The 23935-nt window shown below is 67.2% G+C and carries 23 protein-coding genes and 1 pseudogene; 11 read left to right on the top strand and 13 right to left on the bottom strand.

Translation table 11 applies throughout. The annotated features are described in order from the left end of the window. Positions 1-5: 5 nt before the first annotated feature. The 6 genes from prmA to AB4Z27_RS03505 all read right to left on the bottom strand — a co-directional run bounded on the left by prmA (position 6) and on the right by AB4Z27_RS03505 (position 5113). Positions 6-929, bottom strand: coding sequence for a 50S ribosomal protein L11 methyltransferase (gene prmA, locus AB4Z27_RS03530; RefSeq protein ID WP_441643910.1), 924 nt, complete (start codon positions 927-929; stop codon positions 6-8). 39 nt (positions 930-968) lie between these two features. Further along, positions 969-2336, bottom strand: a complete 1368-nt coding sequence (accC, locus tag AB4Z27_RS03525) for an acetyl-CoA carboxylase biotin carboxylase subunit (protein WP_092298690.1) — start codon at positions 2334-2336, stop codon at positions 969-971. A gap of 195 nt (positions 2337-2531) precedes the next feature. Continuing rightward, positions 2532-2987 (bottom strand): acetyl-CoA carboxylase biotin carboxyl carrier protein, encoded by a 456-nt coding sequence (gene accB, locus AB4Z27_RS03520; RefSeq protein WP_092298693.1) that lies wholly within the window; start codon positions 2985-2987, stop codon positions 2532-2534. Positions 2988-3128: 141 nt separating this feature from the next. Then, on the bottom strand, positions 3129-3617 hold the full coding sequence (gene aroQ / locus AB4Z27_RS03515; RefSeq protein ID WP_441592237.1) for a type II 3-dehydroquinate dehydratase: 489 nt from the start codon (positions 3615-3617) through the stop codon (positions 3129-3131). A 212-nt stretch (positions 3618-3829) separates the two neighbouring features. Then, entirely contained in the window at positions 3830-4384 is a 555-nt protein-coding gene (locus AB4Z27_RS03510) for a TlpA family protein disulfide reductase (RefSeq protein ID WP_441592239.1), read from the bottom strand. 36 nt (positions 4385-4420) lie between these two features. Next, positions 4421-5113, bottom strand: a complete 693-nt coding sequence (locus tag AB4Z27_RS03505) for a UDP-N-acetylmuramate--alanine ligase (RefSeq protein ID WP_441643909.1) — start codon at positions 5111-5113, stop codon at positions 4421-4423. A 145-nt stretch (positions 5114-5258) separates the two neighbouring features. On the opposite strand from AB4Z27_RS03505, the gene mpl reads away from it, so the two are divergent. The 7 genes and pseudogenes from mpl to mtgA all read left to right on the top strand — a co-directional run bounded on the left by mpl (position 5259) and on the right by mtgA (position 12877). Next, a complete protein-coding gene (gene mpl / locus AB4Z27_RS03500) occupies positions 5259-6632 on the top strand; it encodes a UDP-N-acetylmuramate:L-alanyl-gamma-D-glutamyl-meso-diaminopimelate ligase (protein WP_441643908.1) in 1374 nt (457 codons plus the stop codon). 24 nt (positions 6633-6656) lie between these two features. Further along, complete coding sequence (locus AB4Z27_RS03495; protein WP_441643907.1) at positions 6657-7274, top strand: YqiA/YcfP family alpha/beta fold hydrolase; 618 nt, start codon at positions 6657-6659, stop codon at positions 7272-7274. Then, a pseudogene (locus AB4Z27_RS03490) lies at positions 7271-7843 on the top strand (chorismate--pyruvate lyase family protein); the annotation flags it as partial. The gene AB4Z27_RS03495 and the pseudogene AB4Z27_RS03490, both read left to right, overlap by 4 nt. A 168-nt stretch (positions 7844-8011) precedes the next feature. Beyond that, the gene (locus tag AB4Z27_RS03485) at positions 8012-10150 is read left to right on the top strand and encodes a ribonuclease catalytic domain-containing protein (RefSeq protein WP_441643906.1); all 2139 of its coding nucleotides are present in this window, start codon (positions 8012-8014) and stop codon (positions 10148-10150) included. Between the two features lie 125 nt (positions 10151-10275). Beyond that, entirely contained in the window at positions 10276-11205 is a 930-nt protein-coding gene (locus AB4Z27_RS03480) for an energy transducer TonB family protein (protein WP_441643905.1), read from the top strand. Further along, positions 11205-12104, top strand: coding sequence for a shikimate dehydrogenase (gene aroE / locus AB4Z27_RS03475; RefSeq protein ID WP_441643904.1), 900 nt, complete (start codon positions 11205-11207; stop codon positions 12102-12104). The genes AB4Z27_RS03480 and aroE overlap by 1 nt, the downstream gene beginning before the upstream one ends. Positions 12105-12175: 71 nt before the next feature. Beyond that, on the top strand, positions 12176-12877 hold the full coding sequence (gene mtgA / locus AB4Z27_RS03470; protein ID WP_441592375.1) for a monofunctional biosynthetic peptidoglycan transglycosylase: 702 nt from the start codon (positions 12176-12178) through the stop codon (positions 12875-12877). Between the two features lie 36 nt (positions 12878-12913). Here mtgA and corA read toward each other — a convergent pair whose 3' ends face one another. Beyond that, a complete protein-coding gene (gene corA, locus AB4Z27_RS03465) occupies positions 12914-13876 on the bottom strand; it encodes a magnesium/cobalt transporter CorA (RefSeq protein WP_092298717.1) in 963 nt (320 codons plus the stop codon). A gap of 511 nt (positions 13877-14387) precedes the next feature. Then, a complete protein-coding gene (locus tag AB4Z27_RS03460) occupies positions 14388-15272 on the bottom strand; it encodes a DMT family transporter (protein WP_092298720.1) in 885 nt (294 codons plus the stop codon). A 218-nt stretch (positions 15273-15490) separates the two neighbouring features. Between AB4Z27_RS03460 and pyrF the strand changes: the two genes are divergently transcribed. After that, positions 15491-16309, top strand: a complete 819-nt coding sequence (gene pyrF / locus AB4Z27_RS03455; RefSeq protein ID WP_092298723.1) for an orotidine-5'-phosphate decarboxylase — start codon at positions 15491-15493, stop codon at positions 16307-16309. A gap of 36 nt (positions 16310-16345) precedes the next feature. On the opposite strand, the gene AB4Z27_RS03450 is transcribed toward pyrF, so the two are convergent. The 3 genes from AB4Z27_RS03450 to thiL all read right to left on the bottom strand — a co-directional run bounded on the left by AB4Z27_RS03450 (position 16346) and on the right by thiL (position 18528). Next, positions 16346-16843 (bottom strand): CinA family protein, encoded by a 498-nt coding sequence (locus AB4Z27_RS03450; RefSeq protein WP_092298726.1) that lies wholly within the window; start codon positions 16841-16843, stop codon positions 16346-16348. A 35-nt stretch (positions 16844-16878) separates the two neighbouring features. Then, positions 16879-17451 carry a phosphatidylglycerophosphatase A family protein gene (locus AB4Z27_RS03445; RefSeq protein ID WP_092298728.1) on the bottom strand — a complete coding sequence of 191 codons (573 nt, stop codon included), beginning with the start codon at positions 17449-17451 and terminating at the stop codon, positions 16879-16881. 99 nt (positions 17452-17550) lie between these two features. Then, complete coding sequence (thiL, locus tag AB4Z27_RS03440) at positions 17551-18528, bottom strand: thiamine-phosphate kinase (RefSeq protein ID WP_092298731.1); 978 nt, start codon at positions 18526-18528, stop codon at positions 17551-17553. Positions 18529-18762: 234 nt separating this feature from the next. Between thiL and AB4Z27_RS03435 the strand changes: the two genes are divergently transcribed. The 3 genes from AB4Z27_RS03435 to AB4Z27_RS03425 all read left to right on the top strand — a co-directional run bounded on the left by AB4Z27_RS03435 (position 18763) and on the right by AB4Z27_RS03425 (position 22447). Further along, the gene (locus AB4Z27_RS03435) at positions 18763-21087 is read left to right on the top strand and encodes an NADP-dependent malic enzyme (RefSeq protein ID WP_441643903.1); all 2325 of its coding nucleotides are present in this window, start codon (positions 18763-18765) and stop codon (positions 21085-21087) included. Between the two features lie 359 nt (positions 21088-21446). After that, the gene (locus AB4Z27_RS03430) at positions 21447-21842 is read left to right on the top strand and encodes a ribonuclease domain-containing protein (RefSeq protein ID WP_092298737.1); all 396 of its coding nucleotides are present in this window, start codon (positions 21447-21449) and stop codon (positions 21840-21842) included. Further along, a complete protein-coding gene (locus AB4Z27_RS03425; RefSeq protein ID WP_092298740.1) occupies positions 21839-22447 on the top strand; it encodes a barstar family protein in 609 nt (202 codons plus the stop codon). Before AB4Z27_RS03430 ends, AB4Z27_RS03425 begins: the two co-directional genes overlap by 4 nt. Positions 22448-22518: 71 nt before the next feature. Here AB4Z27_RS03425 and AB4Z27_RS03420 read toward each other — a convergent pair whose 3' ends face one another. Together AB4Z27_RS03420 and AB4Z27_RS03415 are read right to left on the bottom strand one after the other, a co-directional pair. Continuing rightward, a complete protein-coding gene (locus tag AB4Z27_RS03420; protein ID WP_441643934.1) occupies positions 22519-23151 on the bottom strand; it encodes a YidB family protein in 633 nt (210 codons plus the stop codon). 26 nt (positions 23152-23177) lie between these two features. Then, positions 23178-23930, bottom strand: coding sequence for a 16S rRNA (uracil(1498)-N(3))-methyltransferase (locus tag AB4Z27_RS03415; RefSeq protein ID WP_092298746.1), 753 nt, complete (start codon positions 23928-23930; stop codon positions 23178-23180). Between the last annotated feature and the right edge of the window lie 5 nt (positions 23931-23935).

The following is a 23935-nucleotide window of genomic DNA, read 5'->3' as shown; positions in this document are numbered from 1 at the left end:
TCGAATCAGGAAGGGTTGGCGGAGGAGCTGGCGGCGTCGGCGCGGGTGCCGTGCAGGCAGACCCAGCCTTCCTCGCTGCGCCAGACCGACATGGCCAGCCAGGGCGCATAGGCGGCGGCCACTTCGTCCGCCTGCCGTTCCAGCACGCCCGAGAGGATCAGCCGGCCGCCCGGGCGCACGCGCGCACTGAGCATGGCCGCCATCAGCTTGAGCGGATTGGAGAGGATATTGGCCACCACGAGGTTGTAGGTGGCGTCTGATACGGAATCCGGCAGCGCGAAAGTGGCCGCCACCTGGTTGCGTTCCGCGTTGTAGCGCGACGCCTCCACGGCATTCGGATCGATGTCGATGCCGAGCGTATCGCCCGCACCGAGTTTCTTGGCGACGATGGCCAGGATGCCCGAGCCGCAGCCGTAATCGAGCACGGTCTCGCCGGCCCGCACGTTCTGCTCGAGCCACTGCATGCACAGCCGCGTGGTCGGATGGCTGCCCGTGCCGAAGGCCAGGCCGGGGTCCAGCTCCAGCACCACGGCGTCCGGCTCCGGGGCGTCGTGCCACGACGGCACCACCCAGAGCCGTTCGCCGATGCGGATCGGCGCGAACTGCGACTGGGTCAGGCGCACCCAGTCCTGGTCTTCCACCGCGCGCAACGCGWAGTCCGGCACCGGATCGACATTCAGCGCGTTGGCGGCCGCAGCCACCACGAGCGCCGGGTCGGTCTCGTCRTCGAACAGGGCCACCACGCGCGAGCGGTTCCAGGCCAGCCGCGTCGGCTCGAGCCCGGGCTCGCCGAACAGCGGCTGCTCATCGGGCGTGTCGGCATCGGCGTCTTCCACCGAGACCGACAGCGCGCCGAGGTCGAACAATGCGTCGGACCAGGCCTCGGCCTGCTCCTGCGCAATTTCGATCACACATTCCTGGAAAGCCACGTGATTCCTTGCTGCGACGATGCCGGCCGAGGCGGGGCCTCAGGCCTTCTCGCCCTTGGCCACGGCCTTCTGGGCCAGGCGGTGTTCAAGATAATGGATGCTGGTGCCGCCTTCGACGAAGTTGGCATCGAGCATCAGTTCGCGGTGCAGCGGCACATTGGTCAGGATGCCGTCCACCACCATCTCCGACAGCGCGATGCGCATGCGGGCGATGGCCTGGTCACGCGTGGCGCCGTACGTGATGATCTTGCCGATCATCGAATCGTAGTTAGGCGGCACGAAGTAGCCATCATACGCGTGCGAGTCCACCCGCACGCCGGGGCCGCCCGGCATGTGCCAGGCGGTGATGCGGCCCGGCGACGGCGTGAACTTGAACGGGTCCTCGGCGTTGATCCGGCACTCGAGGGCGTGGCCCTGGATCTGCACGTCCTTCTGGCGGAAGCGCAGCTTCTCGCCGTAGGCGATGCGGATCTGTTCCTGCACGATGTCGATGCCCGTGATCATCTCGGTGACCGGGTGTTCCACCTGCACGCGCGTGTTCATCTCGATGAAGTAGAACTCGTTGTTCTCGTACAGGAACTCGAACGTGCCGGCGCCCCGGTAGCCGATCTTCTTGCAGGCCTCGGCGCAGCGGTCGCCGATGCGCTCGATCAGGCGGCGCGGGATGTGCGGGGCCGGTGCTTCCTCGATCACCTTCTGGTGGCGGCGCTGCATCGAGCAGTCACGCTCGCCCAGCCAGATGGCTTGCCGGTGCTGGTCTGCCAGGATCTGGATTTCCACGTGGCGCGGATTCTCCAGGAACTTCTCCATGTAGACCTCGGGGTTGCCGAAGGCGCGGCCGGCTTCCTCGCGCGTCATGTTGACGGCGTTGATCAGCGCGGCCTCGGTGTGCACCACGCGCATGCCACGGCCACCACCGCCGCCAGCGGCCTTGATGATGACCGGATAGCCCACGCGGCGCGCGGTGGCCAGGATTTCCTTGGGGTCGTCGGGCAGGGCGCCTTCGGAGCCCGGCACGCACGGCACGCCGGACTTGATCATGGACTGCTTGGCGGACACCTTGTCGCCCATCAGGCGAATGCTGTCCGAGGTCGGGCCGATGAAGACGAAGCCGGACTTCTCCACGCGCTCGGCGAAGTCGGCGTTCTCCGACAGGAAGCCGTAGCCCGGGTGGATGGCCTGGGCGTCGGTGACCTCGGCGGCCGAGATGATGGCCGGCATGTTCAGGTACGACAGCGGGGACGGCGCCGGGCCGATACAGACGGCCTCGTCGGCCAGCTTGACGTACTTGGCTTCCTTGTCGGCTTCCGAGTACACCACCACGGTCTTGATACCCAGCTCGCGGCAGGCGCGCTGGATGCGAAGGGCGATTTCGCCCCGGTTCGCGATCAGAATTTTTTCAAACATGGTCTCTCTCTGCGAGAACGGGTGCCGGCCCGGCAAGTCGGGCCCCGGCGCGGGGCCGGTGTTGCAAAGCAGGGCGCCACGCGGCGGCCTGAAGCGTGCCAAGCATGGGGGAGCAGGGGCGATGCAGGCCCGCCCCGATCCCCGTGCCGGGGCCGATTGGGCGCGGGCGACGGGGGCGCGGCGGGCAGGCTCGCATCAGCCGATCACGAACAGCGGTTGGCCGTATTCGACGGCCTGGCCGTTCTCGACCAGGATTTCCTTGATCACGCCGGCCTTGTCGCACTCGATTTCGTTGAGCAGCTTCATGGCCTCGATGATGCAGACGGTCTGGCCTTCCTTGACGGTGTCGCCCACGTTCACGAACGGGGCGGCGCCCGGCGACGGTGCGCGGTAGAACGTGCCGACCATCGGCGAGGTGACGACGTGGCCCGACGGAACCTGGGCGGCTTCCGGTGCGGCGGCCGGCGCCATCGGGGCGACGGGGGCAGCGCCCGGCAGGGCCTGCATCTGGGGCATGGCCATCGGGGCGGCGATCACCTGGGGCGGCGCCTTGACGATGCGTACCTTGCCGTCACCTTCGGTGACTTCCAGTTCCGAGATGCCGGATTCGGCCACCAGGTCGATCAGCGTCTTCAGCTTGCGCAGGTCCATCTTCTTATCCTCCAGAATCGGGTTGTCCGGTCTCCTCCCGAGGGAAGGAAACGGCGGCGGTGAGTCATTGATTGGTCTGCCGCGCTGGCCGCGAGGCAGGGTCCGGGCATTCCTGATGCTGTGCCGACGCGCGGGCAGCCTTCAATCGCCCGGGGCCGCGGCCGTCTGCCCCAGCACGTATTCCAGTGCCAGCAGGTAACCCTGCCAGCCCAGGCCGCAGATCACGCCCACGGCCTGATCCGAGAAATACGAGTGATGACGGAACGGTTCGCGGCGATGCACGTTCGACAGATGTATCTCCACGAACGGGATCGCCACGGCGGCCAGGGCATCGCGCAGCGCTACGCTGGTGTGCGTATAGGCTGCCGGGTTGATGAGGATGAAGTCCACCCCCTCGCCGCGTGCTGCCTGGATACGATCCACCAGCGCCCCTTCATGGTTGGACTGGAACGTATCAAGATCCAGGCCAGCCGTGGCGGCGCGTTTTGCCAGCGCATCGTTGATGTCGGCGAGCGTCGTGTGCCCGTACGTCTGCGGTTCGCGCGTGCCCAGCATATTGAGGTTCGGTCCATGCAGGACCAGCACCTTCCGGTAGCGCGCGGCGCCGTTTTCGGCGGGAGTTGAAGACACGGTAGCTCGACCAGATCAACGAAATTGCGCGGAGATTACCGTAGCTTAGAGGGATTTGTCTAGCACGCGATACAAGGCCACGTGGCGTGGCCGGCGCATTTCAGAGTCTTCTCACGGAATTTGGTGTCCGCGCGCTCAGACTGGGGTGGTAGTCACCCCATTGAGCGGAGATCCCGGGCAGTTGGGCCGTGTTTCGGCCCAGAAGCCCGATTTCACGCGCCGGGCAGCACCTTGCGCAATTCCTCGGCGTGCACGCGGCCCATCTTGCGGTATTTCACCGAGCCGTCGGGGTTGATGACCACGGTATAGGGYAGGCCCCCCTGCGCGTTGCCGAAACTGCGCGACAGCTCGGTGCCTGCGAACCCGGCCACGGCCAGTGGATAGGCCACCGGCACCTTCTTGAGGAACTGCTGGATATTGCTGGCCGAATCGATGCCGATGCCGACGAATTCGACGTTGCGCTGGGCATATTCGCCATGCAAGGCCGTCAACTCGGGCATTTCTTCCACGCACGGGCCGCACCAGGGCGCCCAGAAGTTCACCACCAGGGTCTTGCCGCGCAGCTTGGTCAGATCCAGTTCCACCCCGGCGGGGTCCGGCATCTTGGTCTGGAAGAAGGTCTCGACGGCCTGGTCGGCCACCGGCTTGGGAGATAACGCGAAATGACCGACGATGGCGCCGCCAGCGGCGGCCACGATGGCAACGACGAGCCACAGGCCCAGGCGGGAGCGGCGGATGGGGGTGGAGCCGGGTGCGGAGGCGGTCATCTGGGGGCGCTATCTATATAGAGAGGGTTCGGAGGATCAGGGCGCGGGCGGTTCGGCCGGCTCGGGGGTGCTCAGGGCGCGCACGGCGGCCAGGTCGGCACGCGCGACGCGCCCGCTGGCATCCGCCCGCACGGCGCCGCGTTCGTCGATGGCATCGTACAGCGCAATATGAATGCCGACCGGCGCGCCAAGTTCCGCGCGGACCTCGCCGGCCAGCGCGCGGCATTCGCGCGCCGCCGGCCATTGGCCGCGCCACAGGAAGCTCAGCGTCTCCACGTCGCCCCGGCCGGCGAAGTGCCGGCCTTCGCTGGTGTCGAAGTCCACGCCGGCGTTGAGCAGGTGCAGCGCGACGTCCTTGGGACTGTCGCAGAAGCATTGCAGATAGACATCGGAATGCTCGGTGGCCGTGCCGTTGAGCACCGCGCCGACCAGATAAGGCCGGAAACTGGCCAAGTCTTCCATCGCCAGCACGGCCAGCCGGCGCAGCAGCGCAAGGATGCGCGGCTGGCTCTCGGGATGGAACAGTGCCTGGTACGCGCGGACTTCTTCCTCGATCATGTCGTTATCAGGCAGCCATTCGCCGGCAACGCGCATGTCGCCGAGCAGCTGCTTGGCGGCCTTGCGCTTGGCGGTGGCGTAGTCGGCGCCGTCCTCGGCGATCATGCGGGCCGCGGCCTGGGCGATTTCCTCGCGTACGCGGGTCGGGTCGGGGATGTTGCGTCTGGACATGCCGCGATGATACGCCGCTTGCCTGGTCGTGGTGCCGGGCTTGGTGCCGCGGCCGGGTGTCGCAGTCCGGGCGGAGGGCTCGGGTACAATCGACCGCTATCCCGCCCGGCGCCCCGGGCGCACGCCATTTCCCCCGACGCATCCCATGCATATTCACATCCTCGGCATCTGCGGTACTTTCATGGGCGGCCTTGCGGTCCTCGCCCGGCAGGCGGGTCACCGCGTGACCGGCTGCGACGCCAACGTCTACCCGCCCATGAGCACCCAGCTGGAAGCCCAGGGCATCGACCTGATCGAAGGCTTCGACCCGTCCCAGCTCTCGCTGGAGCCGGACCTGTTCGTGATCGGCAACGTGGTGTCGCGYGGCAATCYGCTGATGGAAGCCATCCTCGATCGCAATCTGCCGTACGTCTCCGGCCCGCAATGGCTGGGCGAGCACGTGCTCAACGGCAAATGGGTGCTGGCGGTGGCCGGTACGCATGGCAAGACGACCACCACGTCGATGCTGTCCTGGATCCTTGAGGACGCTGGCTACAACCCGGGCTTCCTGGTCGGCGGCGTGCCACAAAACTTCGGTATCTCCGCGCGACTGACACCATCGGACTTCTTCGTCATCGAAGCCGACGAATACGACACAGCCTTCTTCGACAAGCGCAGCAAGTTCGTCCACTATCGCCCGCGCACGGCCATCCTGAACAACCTCGAGTTCGATCACGCCGACATCTTCCCGGATCTTGCCGCCATCGAGACGCAATTCCATCACTTGGTGCGCACCGTGCCGGGTCAGGGCCGCATCCTCGTGAACGGCGTGGAGCCGGCGCTGGCGCGCGTGCTGGAGCGCGGCTGCTGGAGCGAGGTCGAGCAGTTCGGCGTGGGCGACTGGAAAGAGAGCGATGCGCAGGCGCCGGCCCCGGCGGGCAAGGATGCCTTCGATGTCTGGTTCGGCGATGCGGTGCAGGGCACGGTCGTCTGGGACCTGCAAGGCACCCACAACCGCATGAACGCGATTGCTGCCATCGCCGCCGCCCGCCATGTGGGCGTGACGCCGGCGCAGGCCATCGAGTCGCTGGGTCGCTTCGCCAACGTCAAGCGCCGCATGGAAGTGCGCGGCGTGGCCAACGGCATCACGGTCTATGACGACTTCGCGCACCATCCCACGGCCATCCAGACCACGCTCGACGGCCTGCGCCGCCGGGTGGGCAACGCCCGCATCCTGGCTGTGCTGGAGCCGCGCTCCAATACGATGAAGCTCGGCGTCATGGCCGCGCAACTGCCGGCCAGCCTGGAAGGCGCCGATCGGGTGTTCGGCTACGGTGCGCCGGCGGGCAAGGACGCGCTGGGCTGGAACCTCGGTGAGGCGCTGGCACCACTTGGCGACAAGGCCGCCGCCTATCAGGACCTCGGCGAGCTGGTCGCGGCCGTCACGGCAGCCGCCCGCCCCGGCGACCATGTGCTCGTGATGAGCAATGGCGGCTTCGGCGGCGTGCATCAGAAGCTGCTCGACGCGCTCGCCGCCTGATCAAGAATCGACAAGGGTCCGACGATGCTGCTGTATCTGCACGGCTTCCGCTCCTCGCCGCAATCGTTCAAGTCGCGGCTTGTGCAAGAGCGGATGCGCGCCTGGGGCGTGGAGAAATATTTCGCCTGCCCCACGCTCAATGTCTCGCCGGCCCAGGCCATCGCCCAGGCCGAGGCCGCCATTCGGGGCGCCCGCGCCGGGGGCGAGACGGACATCGCCATCATCGGTTCGTCGCTGGGCGGCTTCTATGCGCGCTGGCTGGCCGAGCGCCATGGCTGCCGTGCGGTGCTGCTCAATCCGGCGATCCATCCGTGGACCGACCTGGAGAAGTACCTGGGCGAGCAGCCGCTGTATCACGGCGGCGGGTCGGTCGTGGTGGAGCGTAGCCACCTTCAGGAATTGCTCGATCTGCATGTCGAAAAGATCACAAAACCAGCGCGCTATTACCTGCTGGCGGCGACTGGCGACGAGGTGCTCGACTACCGCGAGATGGTCGAAGCCTGCCCGGGTGCCCACATCCGCATCATCGAAGGCAGCGACCACGGCATCAGCGAGTTCGAAGACTACGTGGACGACGTGCTCGCTTTCTGCGGCTACGGCCCCGGCGGCAAGCTGCCCGCCTCCCGCCCGGACCCGGCATGAGCGATTCGCTGTACCGGACGCCGCGCACCGGCGCGTGGCGGGCGCATTTGCCGTTCGATGCCGACATCCCCTTCAACCTGCGCCGCTGGGTGATTGGCGAGGGCTCGCTGACCGCCCGGCTGATGGCCGCCTCCGCGCAGTTCCGCGTCAAGCGGCTCGCCCAGTCGCTCCAACGGCCGTTTGCCGATGAATGGCGGACCATCGGCCTGATCCGGCCCGTGCCGGCCATCACGCGCGAAGTGCTGCTTATCTGCGACGATGTGCCGGCCATCTTCGCCCATACCATCGTCGATCCGCACCACGCGCCGCGCGACTGGCCGTTCCTGCGCGGCTTAGGTGAGCGCCCGCTCGGTGGGGCGCTGTTTATCGATCCGCGCGTGCGGCGCGAGCCGTTCCAGTTTGCGCGGCTGCGTCCGGAGCATCCGCTGCGGCAGGCCCTGGCCCGCGTGGTGCCGGCCATGCAGGATGTGCCGATGCTGCCCGCGCGGCGCTCGGTGTTCCGGCGCGGCGGCGGCACCATGCTGGTGACCGAGGTCTTCCTGCCAGACCTGCTGCGCCGGCCTGCGCCGGCGGCGGTGCGGTATCATCCGGAGTCCGACCGGCCACATCTGCCGGACCCATTGCCATATGGCGGCCCACGGCGCCCATCCATCACGGGCGGTCCGTCGACTCTGCCCGGGAACCCGCTCCCACGCTCACGCGGTGACGGCGCCCGGCATTTCTGAAAGTACCGATCCATGCAGTTGCTGTTTGAAGAAGGCGGCGAAATTCGCGCCGGCACCGTGCTCGCCCAGCAGGGCGAGGCCTACCAGGTGGAATTGCCAGCAGGCAAACGCACCAAGGTGAAGGCGCGCGACGTGCTGCTGCAGTTTGCCCAGCCGTCGGCAATCGAAATGGTGCGGCAGACCGGCGACCTGACCGCCGACATCGACCTCGACTTCCTCTGGGAATGCGCGCCGGCCGAGGAATTCGGCTTTGCCGAGCTGGCCGCCGAATACTACGGCGCCGATGCCGGCCCGGTGCAGCAGGCCGCGCTGGCCATGGCGCTGCATGGCAACCCGGTCTATTTCCGCCGCAAGGGCCGTGGCCGCTACCTGCGCGCCCCGGAAGACCAGCTGCAGGCCGCGCTGGCCGCCGTCGAACGCAAGAAGCAGCAGGCGCTGGTGCAGGCCGGCTATGAAGACCAGCTCAAGGCGCGGACGCTGCCGGACGCGTTCCGGGGCAAGGTGCTGCAACTGCTGTTCAAGCCGGACAAGAACAGCCTCGAATTCAAGGCGATGGACGCCGCCTGCACGGCGCTCGGCATGACGCCGATGCGGCTGATGGTGGCCGTAGGCGGCGTGTCCAGCCCGCGCGCGCTGCACGAGGCCAAGTTCCTCTCCGAATGCTTCCCGAAGGGCACCGGCTTCCCGGACGTGGACGTGCCGGAGCCGGGCGGCGACCTGCCGCTGGCCGACGTGCAGGCGTTCTCGATCGACGATGTGACGACGACCGAGATCGACGACGCGCTGTCCGTCACCGAACTCGACGGCGGCAAGCTGCGCGTGGGTATCCACATTGCTGCGCCGGCGCTGGGCATCAAGCGTGGCGATGCGCTCGACGCCATCGCGCGGCATCGTCTGTCCACGGTGTACTTCCCGGGCGACAAGATCACCATGCTGCCGGACCCCATCGTGGAGCGCTACACGCTCCAGGAAGGGCGCACCTGCCCGGCGCTGTCGCTCTATGTGACGGTGGACCCGAACACACCGGACGGCATCGCCATCACCGCCAGCGAAACCCGCGCCGAGCGGGTGCCGATTGCCGCCAACCTGCGCCACAACCTGCTCGAGGACGTGGTGACCGAGGCCGCGCTGGCCAACGGCACCGGCGACTACCCGTTCCGCTCCGCGCTGACGCACCTGTTCCACCTGGCCAACCACCTGCATGACGAGCGCCAGCGCGCGCGCCTCGCCAGCGGGCTGCGGCCGGAGTCGCACAACCGGGCTGACTACAACTTCTATATCGATCAACTCGAAGGCGGCGCCGAGCGCGTGCGCATCGAGCAGCGCCGCCGGGGCTCCCCGCTGGACAAGATCGTGGCCGAGCTGATGATCCTGGCCAACAGCACGTGGGGCAAGCTGCTGGCCGACCACGGCGTGCCGGGCATCTATCGCACCCAGAAGGCGTGGGGCATGCACCGTACGCGGATGCAGACCTACCCGGCGCCGCATGAGGGGTTGGGCGTGGCGCAGTACGCGTGGAGCACCTCGCCGCTGCGCCGTTACGTCGATCTGGTGAACCAGTGGCAGATCCTGGCGGTGGCGCAGCATGGCGTCACGGCCAAGCTGGTGGCGCCGTTCAAGCCCAAGGATGCCGRCCTGCTGGCCGCTGTGGCGGACTTCGAAGGCACCTATGCGGCCTATGCCGAGCACCAGTCGACGATGGAACGCTACTGGTGCCTGCGCTGGCTGGCCCAGGAAGGCCGCGAGAAGCTGATGGCGACCGTGCTCAAGGAAGGCGCGGTGCGCTTTACCGAGATTCCGCTGGTCACGCGCGTGGCGGAACTGGCGCAGGCGGCCCGGGGCACCCAGGTGCTGCTCGAGATTGCCTCGACGGACGAGATTTCGCTGGAAGTGTCGTGCCGCGTGCTTGAGGTCTTCGCCGGGGAAGGCGAAGTCCCCGAGGAAGAGCTGGAGAGCGACGAGGAGGCGGCGGAAGTGTCGGCCGAGGCCGCTGCCGAGGCGGCGGCCGAAGATGCGGCGGAAGCGGCTGCCGAGGGTGGCTCGGAAGGGGCGCCGGAAGGCCAGGAAACCCCGGCCGGGGAGGGCGCCGAGCCCGCYTCGGACGACGAGGCGTCGGCGCCACGCGACACCGGGGCCRGCCCGACGGCCTGACCCCTTCGGAAAAGCAATCCGCTCCCTTACAATCGAAGTCTGATCCGGCCAACCCCGCCTGCGGTGGGGTGGCCGCCCTTCGTATTCACTGTCTGCATTTCCGGACGCTCCCGCCCACCGCCATCGTGAACGCCGTTCTTGTTGCTCCCCGCCATCCCCTGCAGTGGTGGCATTCCAGCGGCACGCTGGCCAAGGCGCTGGCCGTGTCGGTGGCCATTCACGCGCTGATCCTGATGGTGCGGATTGCCGCGCCCGAAGTCTTCGAGATCAAGCGGTCCGATCCGCAGCTCGACGTGGTGCTGGTCAACTCCAAGTCCGCCGAACGCCCCCGCAACCCGACCGTGCTGGCCCAGGCCAACCTGGACGGCGGCGGCGACCACGACGCCCAGCGTGCCACCACGCCGCTGCCGGCGCAGACCGAGTCCAAGGATGGCGACCTGATGCGGCTGACGCAGCGCCGCATCGAGCAACTGGAAGAAGACCAGCGCCGGCTGATGACGCAATCGCGCGAAGCCGCGCCGAGCGTGCGCAGCCAGCCCGTGAAGCCGGGCGAACAGCRGCAGCCGGCCCCCACGCGTGGCCAGGACGACCGCACCGCCGTGACCGAGATGGCACGGCTGGAGGCCGAGATCGGCCGGAACCTGGAGCAGTACGCCAAGCGGCCCAAGCGCATGCAGCTGACCGCGACCAGCGCGCAGGGCGTGGACTACGCCCAGTATTACGACCGCCTGCGCCGCAAGATCGAGACGCGCGGCACGAGCGACTTCCCCCAGCGCAATGGCAAGCCGCTGTACGGCCAGCTGATCCTGGTGATCAACGTCAACCGGCTCGGCAAGCTCGGCTATAACCGCGACGGCTACAACGTCGAGTCCATCGACGTGGCCAAGAGTTCGGGCGACCCCGCGCTGGACCGCCAGGCCGTGGCCATCGTGCGCGCCGCCGCGCCGTTCGGCGCCTTTACCCCGGAAATGCAACAGCGCCAGGACATCCTGGAAGTCATTTCCACGTTCAAGTTCACGCGGAGCGGGCTCGACGTCCGCCTGCAACCCCGTTGATGACCACAGACCTGACTTCCCAGCCGAACCCGCCCGTGCAGCAAGACCGCTACGTGGTGGTGGGCAACCCCGTTTCGCACAGCCGCTCGCCGGCCATCCACGCCGCCTTCGCGCGCCAGACCGGCGAAGCCGTGCAGTACGACCGCCTCGAAGCACCGCTCGGCRCCTTTGCCGACACGGTGCGCCGCTTCCTGGCCGAAGGTGGCCACGGCTTCAACGTGACCACCCCGTTCAAGCTGGAAGCGTACGACCTGGCCGACCGCCTGACCCCGCGCGCCGAAGCCGCGGGCGCGGTCAATACGATGTGGATCGAGGACGGCCTGATCCATGGCGATAACACCGACGGCGTGGGCCTGGTCCGCGACATCCAGGACAACCTGGACGTGCTGCTGGAAGACAAGCGCATCCTGCTGCTCGGCGCCGGTGGCGCGGCCATGGGAGCGATGCTGCCGCTGATCGAGTGCCGTCCGGCGCGGATCGTGGTGGCCAATCGCACCGCTTCCAAGGCGAGCGATATGCTCGAGGAATTCGTCGAAGCGGCCGACCAGTACAACGTGGAACTGTGGGGCGGTGGGCTGGACGCGCTGTCCGCCCTGAGCGAGGAAGAGCGCTGCGACGTGGTGATCAACGCCTCGTCGAGCAGCCTCCAGGGCGAAGTGCCGCCCGTGCCTGACTACCTGCTGGGCGAGGGCGTGCTGGCCTACGACATGATGTACGGCGCCCGTCCGACCGTGTTCCTGGCCTACGCCGCCCAATGGGGCGCGCGCACCAGCGACGGCCTGGGCATGCTCGTGGAGCAGGCCGCCGAGGCGTTCTACAACTGGCGCGGCGTGCGGCCCAACACTGTCCCCGTTCTCGCGGAATTGCGAGCCGGGCTCCAGGCCGAAGCCGCCCGCTGAGGCCACCCGGCTTGGCGCGCCAGCGGACTTCCTCCCGATCGCCGGCGCGTGCCGGCAGCGCGGCCAATCCGCTGCGCTGGCTCGGCTATCTCGCCGGCTGCCTGGTGGCGGGCGTGCTGGCGATGCAGCTCTACTTCTTCCTCCAGATTGCYGCGTGGCAGGTCGTGAACCCATCGTCCACGACCTTCATGCGCGCCGAGCGCTGGCGGCTCTGCGGCGCCAATGTCTGGAGTTGCGGGGTCGAGCGCGAGTGGGTGCGCTACGACGACATCTCGCGGCACCTGAAGCGCGCGGTCATCGCCAGCGAGGACGCGGATTTCGTCAATCATCCCGGCTACGACCTCGACGCGATGCTGACCGCCTGGGAGCGCAACAAGCAGCGCGGGCGCATCGTGCGCGGCGGGTCGACCATCACGCAGCAGCTCGCCAAGAACCTGTTCCTGGCGCCCGAGCAGCACTACCTGCGCAAGGGCCAGGAGCTGGCCATCACGTGGATGCTCGAGTTCTGGCTCGACAAGCAGCGGATCTTTGAGATTTACCTGAATTCGGTGGAGTGGGGCGAGGGCGTCTTCGGTGCCGAGGCCGCCGCCCAGCACTACTTCCACACCTCGGCCGCCAAGCTAGGCGTCGGGCAGGCCGCGCGGCTCGCGGCGGCGCTGCCGGCGCCGAAATGCTTCGACAAGAAGACATATTGCGCCAACGTGCACGTCAACTTCCGCGTCAAGGCGTCGATCATCGCGCGCCGCATGGGCGCGGCCACGCTGCCGGACTAGCGCTTCCGGCAACGGGCGCTGGCGCTGGCACTGACTTCAGCTCAGCCAGCCCTTGCGGCGGAAGTAGATCAGCGGAATCGCCGCCGACACGGCCATCAGCGCGATGGCCCACGGGTAGCCCGCGGCCCAGTCCAGTTCCGGCATCAGCTTGAAGTTCATCCCGTAGATGCTCGCGATCAACGTCGGCGGCATCAGCGCTACCGACACCACCGAGAACAGCTTGATGATCTTGTTCTGGTTGATGTTGATGAAACCGACCGTCGCATCCATCAGGAAGTTGATCTTGTCGAACAGGAACGCGGTGTGGTTTTCGATGGAGTCGATGTCGCGCAGGATCTGGCGGGCCTCGTCCTGCTGCTCGGCGGACAGCAGCTGGCTGCGCATCAGGAACGACACCGCGCGGCGCGTATCCATGACGTTGCGGCGAATGCGGCCGTTCAAGTCTTCCTCGCGGGCGATGGTTTCCAGCACGTCGGCGGCGGCGGCATCGGTCACGTTCTCGGCCAGCACCCGGCGGCTGGCTTCCTCCAGCCGCTCGTAGATCTCCTCGATGGAGTCGGCGGAGTACTCGGCGTCGGTGGCGTACAGGTCCATCAGCACGTCCTTGGCATTGCGCACCGAACCCGGCCGCATGCGCGCGCGCAGGCGCACCAGCCGGAACACCGGCAGATCCTCGTCGTGGATGGAGAACAGCACGTCGCGCGTGAGCACGAAGGCCACGCGCACGTTGCGCGACGCCTCGTCCTCGGCCAGCAGGAAATCGGTGCGGATGTGGATGTTCTCGTCCTCGCCCTCGAAATACCGGGCGGACGCTTCCAGGTCACCGAGGTCCTCGAGTTCCGGCAGGACGACGTTATAGGCTTCCTTGATCCATGCCAGCTCCTCGTCGTCGGGGCTGACGACGTCGATCCAGATGGGCTTGTGCTGCAGCAGCTCATTGCGCTCGTCGACCTGCTCCTGGGCAAGCCGGCCTTTCTGCAGGACGAACAGGTTGATCATCCCTGGGTTCCTTGTTACTGATGGCGCGGTTGTCGATGCATCGAAGACAGGCGCAGGCAAGGCAAGCCAGCCGGGTGACCATGGCGCGGCCACGGGCAAGCGTGATCGCGCTGCGGACGGCCGCAACAAAGCGGCGCGCGGGCAAGGCGATGGCGTTTGCCTGGGTTTGGCTGGCTGGCCGGGAGAGGGAAGATCCGAAGCGCGACACGGCAGTCAGGGCGACGGCCGCAGGGGGAAACGGAAAGACACTCACCCGCAGGTGTCTGCGGGCAAGGACGTCGATAAGCAAGGGCAGGGCCCCGCGGATCGTCGTTACGCAGCCCGCAGTGACATGGCATCCGACGATGTCGCGGTACGACCGCGGCAACTCGAACACCCGATGCTACTGCCCACGTACTTTCTCCGGGATTCTGATGGCCGCGAGTGTAATCCAACGCAGGGGGGCTTGTTAAGCGAAATCTCATCCCGCGCGCCACCCGTTGCGCGCCGCGAACGCCGCCCTACGTTTGGCTTACAGGCGGCGGCGCAGCAGCGGGGCCAGCATCACCGAAGACAGCGCCGCGAACATCAGCACGATGGCCGCGTAGTCCTGCCAGTGCGGCGTCTCGCCGAGCAGCCACATGCCCGAGAAGACCCCCACCACGGGGATGAACATGATCGACAGGCTGGACACCACCGGCGGCAGGCTGCGCGCCAGCGCGAACCAGACCAGGTGGCAGTAGGCGAAGACCACCACGGCGTTATAGGCGATGGCGCCCCATTCCACGGCCGTGGGCATGCGCCAGCCCGACTCCAGCAGCAGCGTGCCGAGGCCCAGGAAGGGCAGGGTGATGGCCAGCATCCAGAACGTGAGCGCGCCGATGGGAATATCCACCTGGGTCCGCTTCATCAACTGGGTGCCGAGGCCCCAGCCGGCCGCCGCCACCAGCATCAGCAAGGTGCCGGCCGGGCTGCCGGTGAGCGCGGCGATCTCTCCCGAGAGCAGCAGCACCGTGCCGGCCAGCGCGCAGGCAATGCCGATCCAGGCGGACAGGGCGATGCGGTCCCGGAACAGCACCAGCCCCCAGACCACGGCCCAGATCGGCATGGTGTAGCCGAGGATGGCCGCGCGGCCCGAGGACAGCATCTTGACCGCGCAGATCGCGAACAGGTGCCAGATCACCATGTTCGGGATGGCTAGCTTGATCACCATCGGCCAGCTGGCGCGCGGTACGTGGAGGGATTCCCCGCGCAGCTTCAGCGCCAGTCCCAGCGCCACCAGCCCGCCGGCCATGCAGAGCAGCCGGAAGCCCATGGCCGGGAAATGGGCGACGCCCACCTTCATGATGGGCCAGTTGATGCCCCAGGCGAGCGTGAGGATGACGAGCAGGACGATGCCGCGGCGATCGAGGGTCATGGGAGGCGAGACGGGATTTGGCGACGTAGCGAGGTCGCTCTTATTAAGCGGGAGCGCAAAACCCGAAAACGATAGCACGCAACGGGTAAAATTGCGCCAACGCCATATATCGTGCGCCGGACCGCGCTGCCGGCGCCCCGCGACAACCGGCCGGCGCGCCGCCGCGTTATCCTTGGATAACGTCCGGCCCCCGGGCCTTACCCAACATCGAGCATCCCATGACTTTCACCGAGCAGCTGTCCGCCGCATGGCAGCGTAACGATTCCCTGCTGTGCGTCGGCCTCGATCCGGACCCGGCCAAGCTGCCGCTGTCCCTGACCAGCACGGGCGGCGCGATTTTCTCGTTCTGCCGGGAGATCGTCGACGCCACGGCCGACCTGGTCTGCGCCTTCAAGCCGCAGATCGCCTATTTCCATTCGCAGCGCGCCGAGGACCAGCTCGAGCAACTGATCGAGTACATCCACGATGCCCACCCGGGGATTCCGGTGATCCTGGATGCCAAGCGCGGCGACATCGGCTCCACGGCCGAGCACTATGCCGTGGAGGCGTTCGAGCGCTACCGCGCCGATGCGGTCACGGTCAGCCCGTACATGGGGTTCGATTCGATGTCGCCGTACCTGGCGCATCCGGGGCGGGGGGTGATCGTGCTGTGCCGGACCTCCAACCCGGGCGGCTCGGACGTRCAGTTCCTGCAGGTCGACGGCAAGCCGCTCTACCAGGTGGTGGCCGAGGCCGCGCGCGAGCGCTGGAATACTAACGGGCAGATGGGACTGGTGGTCGGCGCCACGTTCCCGAATGAAATCGCCAAGGTGCGCCAGATCGTGGGTGACATGCCGCTGCTGATTCCGGGCATCGGCGCGCAGGGCGGGGACATCGAGGCCACGGTGAAGGCCGGCCGCACCGCCGACGGCACCGGCATGATGATCAATTCCTCGCGCGCCATCCTGTACGCGAGCCGTGACAAGGATTTCGCCACGGCCGCCCGGAATGTGGCGTTGCAGACGCGCGAGACCATCAACCGCTATCGTCACGGTTAAGCGACGATCAGCGTGATAGCCGCCGGAGCGGGCAGCTTACTGCTCGTTTCGGATCAATTCGAAGAGGCCGCGCATGGCATGCTCCGCGGCCTGGCGGCGGATCTGGGCGCGATCGCCCTTGAACCGCTGCGTCTGCGTCAGCGTGGTAACGCGGTTGCTCCAGCCGAAACAGACCATGCCGACGGGCTTTTCCGGCGTGCCGCCGCCCGGGCCGGCCACGCCGGTAATCGCCAGCGACACCTGCGCGCGGCTGTTCAGCAGCGCGCCCTCGGCCATGGCATGGGCCACTTCCTCGCTGACCGCGCCATGATCGCGGATCAGCTTCGCCGGCACCCCCAGCATCGTGGACTTGGCTTCGTTCGAATACGTGACGAAGCCGCGCTCGAACCAGCCCGACGACCCGGCCACATCGGTGATCGCGGCGGCGACGAGGCCGCCGGTGCACGATTCCGCCGTGGCAAGCATCAGCGAATGTTCCGCAAGGACGGATCCGGCCTGGATGGCAAGCTGGTCAAGCAGGCGACTGACGGACATATCGACGAATCCTTATTTGACGATGCGATGCCCGCTCAGAACGAGCGCCAGAGCGCGAACACGAGCAGGGTGTAGAAGGCCGCGAAGATGTCGTCGAACATCACGCCAAACGCGCCGAGCAGGCCGGGGCCCTTGAGCGTGCGGTCGTAGTAGGCGATGGGTGCGGGTTTGGCGATGTCGAACAGGCGGAACCACAGGAACGCCGCGAACTGGCCCCAGAAGCCGGTGGGGGTGACGAACAGCAGCACCAGCCAGAACGCCACGATCTCGTCCCAGACCATGCTGCCATGGTCATACACGCCCATATCGCGCGCGGTACGCCGGCACGCCCAGATGCCGACGAGGAAACCGCCGGCGATGATCCAGAGCCACGTGGACGGCTCGATCCACATCGAGATCACAACGAACGACAGCCAGCCGTACAGCGTGCCGACCGTGCCCGGGCTGACCGGCGACAGCCCCGAGCCAAAGCCGAGTGCGATGGCGCGTGCGGGATGGCCGAGCATGAAGCGCGCGGTGGGGCGCGTGACGCGCGCGGTTTGTCCCGCTTCCAGCGTGACGGGGGGAACAGGGTCGCGCGGCGCGGCCCCGGGAGGATAGGCGGACATCAGGAGTTGGCTCGTCTGTCTTGCTTTTGTCATATGGCGCGCGGCGGTGGCTCCCGCCGAGCGCATGGCGGCATCATGACATGGCTCGTGCGCGAAGTGTCAGGAAGCGAAGTGGTCGAACGCGGTGCCGCTGAAGGCGTAGGGGTTGCCGTCACCATCCACCAGGCGCAGGCCCGGCTCCGGTGTGATGCTGCCGGCACGCGTCAGCGGCAGGCCGAGTTGCCGGGAGATGCCGGCGATGGCTTCGCGCGCGCCGACGGGCGCCGTGAAGCACAGTTCGTAGTCATCGCCGCCGGCCAGTACGCATTCGCGCTGGCGCGCCAGCGGCTGGGCGCCGAGCACTTCGGAGCGAGGCAGCGCATCCACGTCGATGATCGCGCCCAGCGCCGACCGGGTGAGGATATGGCCGAGGTCGCCGATCAGCCCGTCCGAGATATCGAGCGCGGCATGGGCGATGCCACGCAGCGCCATGCCCAGCGCCACGCGCGGGGTGGGGGTGTCCATGCGCGGCCGGATGATCGTGAAATCCGGCTCGGGCAGCAGCCATTCGCCCCGGCAGTCGCCCAGCGCCAGGCGGGCGTCGCCGAGGGTGCCGGAGATCCAGATATCGTCGCCGGGCCGCGCGGCATCGCGGCGCAGCGCCTGACGGCCGGGCACATCGCCGAACACGGTAATCGACAGCGTAAGCGGTCCCTTGGTCGTATCGCCGCCGATCAGCTCGCAGCCGTGGGCATCGGCCAGCGCCAGCATGCCGGCGGCCAGTTCGGCCAGCCAGGCGGGGTCCGCCTCGGGCAAGGCSAGCGCGAGCGTGAAGGCGCGWGGTTCGGCGCCCATCGCGGCAAGATCGGAGAGGTTGACCGCCARTGCCTTGTGGCCGAGCGCACGCGGGGGCACATCGGGGAAGAAATGGCGGCCGCTGACCAGCATGTCGGTGCTAATGGCCAGTTGATGGCCCGGACGGCCCTCGATCAGCGCGCAATCGTCGCCTACGCCCAACGCGGCCTTGTGGACTGGCCGGGTGAAGAACTGGCGGATCAGGTCGAATTCGGAAAGCGGGGCGCTGGCGGGGTCCGGCATGGGGGATGGGSGTTTGGCGAAAAAAGCCGTGGGAGATTACCGGTGGTCAAGCCCTTCGGCATGCGGCATATTGTACCGAAACGCAAAGCTGCCTCGCGCAAAACGCTTATTGTGAAATAATATTTCACAATATAAAATGCGCAGTTCAAAAAGCAGAGACAGCGGGTACGTGGAGCCGGCCCGCTCGGTTTTCCGCGAATTTCAGTGCGGCTCCACCGATCGGAAGATGCGCAGATGACCAGTCCTCAGCAGTCCCCGTCCCAAGACGATCTGAAACAACAGCAGCGTGAGGCGCTGCGCAAGGCCGCGCTCGAGTATCACGAGTTTCCGACCCCGGGCAAGATCTCCGTCACCCCGACCAAGCCGCTCTCGAACCAGCGCGACCTGGCCCTGGCCTATTCGCCAGGCGTTGCCGCCGCTTGCGAGGAGATCGTTGCCGATCCGGCCAATTCCTTCCGCTACACCGCGCGTGGCAACCTCGTTGCCGTGATCACCAACGGCACGGCCGTGCTGGGCCTGGGCGACATCGGCGCCGCAGCCTCGAAGCCGGTCATGGAAGGCAAGGCCGGCCTGTTCAAGAAATTCGCCGGTATCGATGTGTTTGACATCGAGATCGACGAAAAAGACCCGCAGAAGCTGGTCGATATCATCGCCTCGCTCGAGCCGACCTTCGGCGGCATCAACCTTGAGGACATCAAGGCGCCGGAATGCTTCTACGTGGAGCGCACGCTGCGTGAGCGGATGAAGATTCCCGTCTTCCACGACGACCAGCACGGCACCGCCATCGTGGTGGGCGCGGCGGTCATCAACGGCCTGAAGGTGGTGGGCAAGGACATCTCCGAGGTCAAGCTGGTCGCCTCGGGCGCCGGCGCGGCCGCGCTGGCCTGCCTGGACCTGCTGGTGGACCTGGGCCTGCCCATCGAAAACATCTGGGTGACCGATCTGGTCGGCGTGGTCTACGAAGGCCGTACCGAGCTGATGGACCCGGAAAAGGCGCGTTTCTCGCAGAAGACCGACAAGCGCAAGCTGGCCGAAGTCATCGATGGCGCCGACATCTTCCTGGGCCTGTCCGCTGCCGGCGTGCTGAAGCAGGACATGGTCCAGCGCATGGCCGACAAGCCGCTGGTGCTGGCACTCGCCAATCCGAATCCGGAAATCATGCCGGAGCTGGTCAAGGAAGTGCGTCCGGACGCCGTGATCGCCACGGGCCGTACCGACTACCCGAACCAGGTCAACAACGTCCTCTGCTTCCCGTTCATCTTCCGCGGCGCGCTCGATTGCGGCGCCACGACGATCACGCGTGAAATGGAAGTGGCCGCCGCGCACGCCGTGGCCGAACTGGCGCGCCAGGAACAGAGCGACATCGTGGCGACGGCCTACGGCATCCAGGACCTGTCCTTCGGCCCGGAATACCTGATCCCGAAGCCGTTCGATCCGCGCCTGATCGTCAAGATCGCCCCGGCCGTGGCCGAGGCCGCCGCCAAGTCCGGCGTGGCCGCGCGTCCGATCGAGGACATGGACGCCTACCGCCTCCAGCTCCAGCAGTTCGTGTACCACTCGGGCACGCTGATGAAGCCGATCTACGCGGCAGCGCGCAAGGTCGAGATGGAGAAGAAGCGCATCGTCTTCGCCGAGGGCGAGGAAGAGCGCGTGCTGCGCGCAGTGCAGGTCATCGTCGACGAAAAGCTGGCCAACCCGATCCTGATCGGTCGTCCGGCCGTGCTGACGCACCGCATCGAGCGCTTCGGCCTGCGCCTGCGCATGGGCGTGGACTTCACCGTGGTCAACCCCGAGCACGACGAGCGTTTCCGGGATTATTCGGAAAGCTACTACAAGATGATGGCGCGCGAGGGCATCACCCAGCAGTACGCCAAGCTGGAGATGCGCCGCCGTACGACGCTGATCGGCGCCATGCTGGTCAAGAAGGGCGAGGCCGATGGCATGATCTGCGGCACGGTCAGCACCACGGCCGCGCACCTGCGCTACATCGACCAGGTGCTGGGCGGCACGAACAAGGTCTACGCGGCCATGAACGGGCTGGTCCTGCCGGGCCGCCAGATCTTCCTGGTGGACACCCACGTCAAYATCGACCCGACCGCCGAGGAACTGGCCGAGATCACGATGATGGCGGCGGAAGAACTCAAGCGCTTCGGCATCGAGCCGAAGGTGGGCCTGCTGTCGCATTCGAACTTCGGTACGTCCGAGGCGCCTTCGGCACGCAAGATGCGCRATACGCTCGCCATCCTGCGCGAACGCGCACCGGAACTCGAGGTGGATGGCGAGATGCACGGCGACAGCGCGCTCGACCAGAAGCTGCGTGATTCGCTGGTGCCGGACGGCGCGCTGGTGGGCGAGGCCAACCTGCTGGTGTGCCCGAATATCGACGCAGCCAACATCTCGTACAACCTGCTCAAGGTGGCGGCGGGCAATAACGTGGCCATCGGCCCGATCCTGCTCGGCGTGAAGGAGCCGGTGCACATCCTGACGCCGTCGGCCACGGTGCGGCGTATCGTCAACATGACCTCGCTGGTCGTGGTGGATGCGGCGGCCAAGCGCTGAAGTCGGGTATTTGCCACGCGGTATCAGGAAAGCCGGGTTCGCCCGGCTTTTTTCATGCAGCCGTTCGGGGCATCGTATGCAAGGTTAGTATGCGCCCACATCCAAATAACATATTGAAACAATTGAAGATTTCCGGCGCGGCGGCGCGCAGGGATTGATTATTGGTGGACATGCGCGTAACCTTACGCCTTTGAATGCAGGCGCTCGTCCCGGGCGCGCCGGTGCCCGCGAGCAGGTTTCGCGCGCCGGAATGACCGTCCAACCAATATTTCGATAACGTGGGATCCAGGATTTCCCCGAACCAGACGCAGCGGCAGTCACTTTGGCAGTCCCTGAGCCTGGCACGACGCCTGGGCCATGTGTTGGCGGGCGCGGCGCTGTCGGTGGCCATCGCCACCGGTGCGCAGGTTGCGGTGGCTCGGCAGGCGACGCAGGATCTGGGCGCCAGCATCGACGGCATGGCGGGAACCATCGCCACGCAGCAGTTGCCCAACGATGCGCGCCAGACACTGGAGCGCATCGAGTCCGGCGGGCCGTTTCCGTTCGACAAGGATGGTTCGCGGTTCGGTAATTACGAACGCATCCTGCCGCAGCAGCCGCGCGGGTATTACCGCGAATACACCGTCAAGAACAGCAACACCAAAAGCCGGAATCGGGGAGCCAGGCGGATCGTTTGTGGTGGGGATCAGCGCGCCGCCAACGACTGCTATTACACGGAAGACCACTACAACAGTTTCAAACGGATAACCAAATGATGACTGACATTTTCGGATTGGGCGACGCCCTTGCCGCCCGCGAGGAGCGCGGCGCCGGAGATGGCTGGCAACGGGCCCACCATCAGGCCCAGAACCTTTATGACAACGTGCTCATGATGCCCCGACAGGAGCTCACGCACAGACTTCCGCCCGCATGCGCGCCCGCCATGGTGACCTGGGCCGACGACGGCACCAGCGAGGGAGCCATGAACCTGTTCAAGACGGTGCGTCCGAACATCGTCCAGTCGATTCGCGCGTTCCGCGTGCCTGAACTGGCCCACGCGGCCGCCGCGCTGAACCAGCATTTCCTGTACGCCAATTGCGCCCATTGCGCGAGCAAGGCGGAGATCCTTGAGACGATTGCCACGGAATTCACCTTCCCGAAGCATTTCGGCAAGAATTTCGATGCGCTGTCTGATTGCCTGACGGACATGATCCACAAGGCCGGCCCGCAGCCGGGCTTCGTGATCGTGCTGGAAGGACTGCCGATTGCGCAGAAATTCGACAAGGAAGGGCGTGAGGTGCTGCTCGACGTCTTCCGCGACGCGGCCGAGTTCTGGGCCGAGCGCAAGGTCCAGTTCCGGGTGTTCTACTCRTTCGCCTGAAGCCGCCTGCTGAATAAGAAATGCCCGCTGTTGCAGCGGGCATTTTCTTTTTGCAGGTTCGGACGGGCGGGTCAGGCCGATGACGGCAACTGGCCGTTCGGCGTGAGCCGGTCGATCAGCTCGGGCAGGCCCTCGCTGAGGCTGGCCGCCACGTCGTCCTGCGACATGCCCGTGGTTTCCGCCAGCGATTGCAGCGCGCCGCTGCCGCCGAGTGCGCCGCTCAGGTCCGCCGGGCTGACCGGCTCGTTGGCGCCGCCGCCAATCCACGAATCCACCTGCTGGCCGAGACCGGCCTGCGAGAGCATGTCGCGGAGCGCGCCGATGCCGCCCGTGGCCGCACCCATYGCCTGCGCGCTGCCGGTGGCCTCGCCCTGGCCGCCCAGCAGGCCGCCGAGCAGCGAGCCGAGGTCCATGCCGCCGGGCGCCGGCGCGCTGCCACCGCCCAGCATGCCGCCGAGCATCCCGCCCAATCCTCCAAGTCCACCCAGTCCGCCAAGCCCGCCCGCCGCGCCCGGATCGCTCGCGTCGGCCGGCGCCACGCTGCCATCGGCGCCCTGTGTCTTGTTGCGCATCGCCATCATGGCCAGCAGGCCGAGCGCGATCATCAGCTTCGGATTCATGCCGCCCCCGCCGGGCTGGCCATCTTCGCGTTGCCCGCCCAGTTGGCCGAGCACGCCGCCCAGCACGCTATCGAGTAGTCCCATCATCGACTCCTTTGGAGTTTGGAAGGTCAGAATCCGCCAAGTACGGCGTTCAGGGCCGCCAGGCAGGTCAGCCCGGCGGTTTCGGTACGAAGGATGCGCGGCCCCAGCGACACGCCCGTGAATCCGGCGCGGATCGCCGCCGCCTCTTCCTCGGGAGATAGCCCGCCTTCGGGGCCGATCACCAGCGTTACGCCCTGTTCGCGCCAGGCATCGCGGTGCGCGGCGGCCAACTCGGGCAGCGACGCCGACGCGCGTGGCGAAAGCAGCAGCCGCGGCGCACCTCCAGCCGGTTGGGCCGATGCCGCCAGCCACGCTTCCAAGGTAGCCAGCGGCGCCACGTCCGGCAAGCGGTTCCGTCCGCATTGCTCGCACGCGGCCTGCACAAGGGCCTGCCAGTGCGCCTGGCGGCGCGCGGCGCGGTCGCCCGACAGCCGCACGACCGAGCGCGCAGCCTGCAGGGGCTGGATCTCGGTGACGCCGAGTTCGACGGCTTTCTCGATCAGCCAGTCCATCTTGTCGCCGCCGGCCAGCCCCTGCGCCAGCGTCACGCGGTAGGGCAGTTCGGCCTCGGCCGGGTCGTGGCCGGCCACCTGCGCGGTGGCGTGCCGCTTGCCGATGTCCGCCAGCGTGGCCGCGTGGCTGCCGCCGCGGCCGTCGAACAGCGTGATGGCGTCGCCCGGGGCGAGGCGCAGCACCTGGATGTGACGCACCACGGCGTCGGGCAAGTCGAGCACGGCATCGGCAGTCAGTGCCGAGTCAATGAAAAAGCGAGGGGGCATCAGTC

Origin of the sequence: Cupriavidus sp. KB_39 (genome assembly GCF_052114485.1) — a bacterium.
Lineage (GTDB): Bacteria > Pseudomonadota > Gammaproteobacteria > Burkholderiales > Burkholderiaceae > Cupriavidus.
This window is presented reverse-complemented; position numbering and strand designations above follow the sequence as displayed.

Excerpts from the sequence above, each read along its gene's own strand:
- corA (WP_092298717.1), bottom strand. The coding sequence starts at position 13,876 with ATGATCAACCTGTTCGTCCTGCAGAAAGGCCGGCTTGCCCAGGAGCAG.
- AB4Z27_RS03415 (WP_092298746.1), bottom strand. The coding sequence starts at position 23,930 with ATGCCCCCTCGCTTTTTCATTGACTCGGCACTGACTGCCGATGCCGTG.
- accB (WP_092298693.1), bottom strand. The coding sequence starts at position 2,987 with ATGGACCTGCGCAAGCTGAAGACGCTGATCGACCTGGTGGCCGAATCC.
- accC (WP_092298690.1), bottom strand. The coding sequence starts at position 2,336 with ATGTTTGAAAAAATTCTGATCGCGAACCGGGGCGAAATCGCCCTTCGC.
- AB4Z27_RS03450 (WP_092298726.1), bottom strand. The coding sequence starts at position 16,843 with ATGTCCGTCAGTCGCCTGCTTGACCAGCTTGCCATCCAGGCCGGATCC.
- AB4Z27_RS03445 (WP_092298728.1), bottom strand. The coding sequence starts at position 17,451 with ATGTCCGCCTATCCTCCCGGGGCCGCGCCGCGCGACCCTGTTCCCCCC.
- AB4Z27_RS03460 (WP_092298720.1), bottom strand. The coding sequence starts at position 15,272 with ATGACCCTCGATCGCCGCGGCATCGTCCTGCTCGTCATCCTCACGCTC.
- AB4Z27_RS03505 (WP_441643909.1), bottom strand. The coding sequence starts at position 5,113 with ATGTCCAGACGCAACATCCCCGACCCGACCCGCGTACGCGAGGAAATC.
- AB4Z27_RS03495 (WP_441643907.1), top strand. The coding sequence starts at position 6,657 with ATGCTGCTGTATCTGCACGGCTTCCGCTCCTCGCCGCAATCGTTCAAG.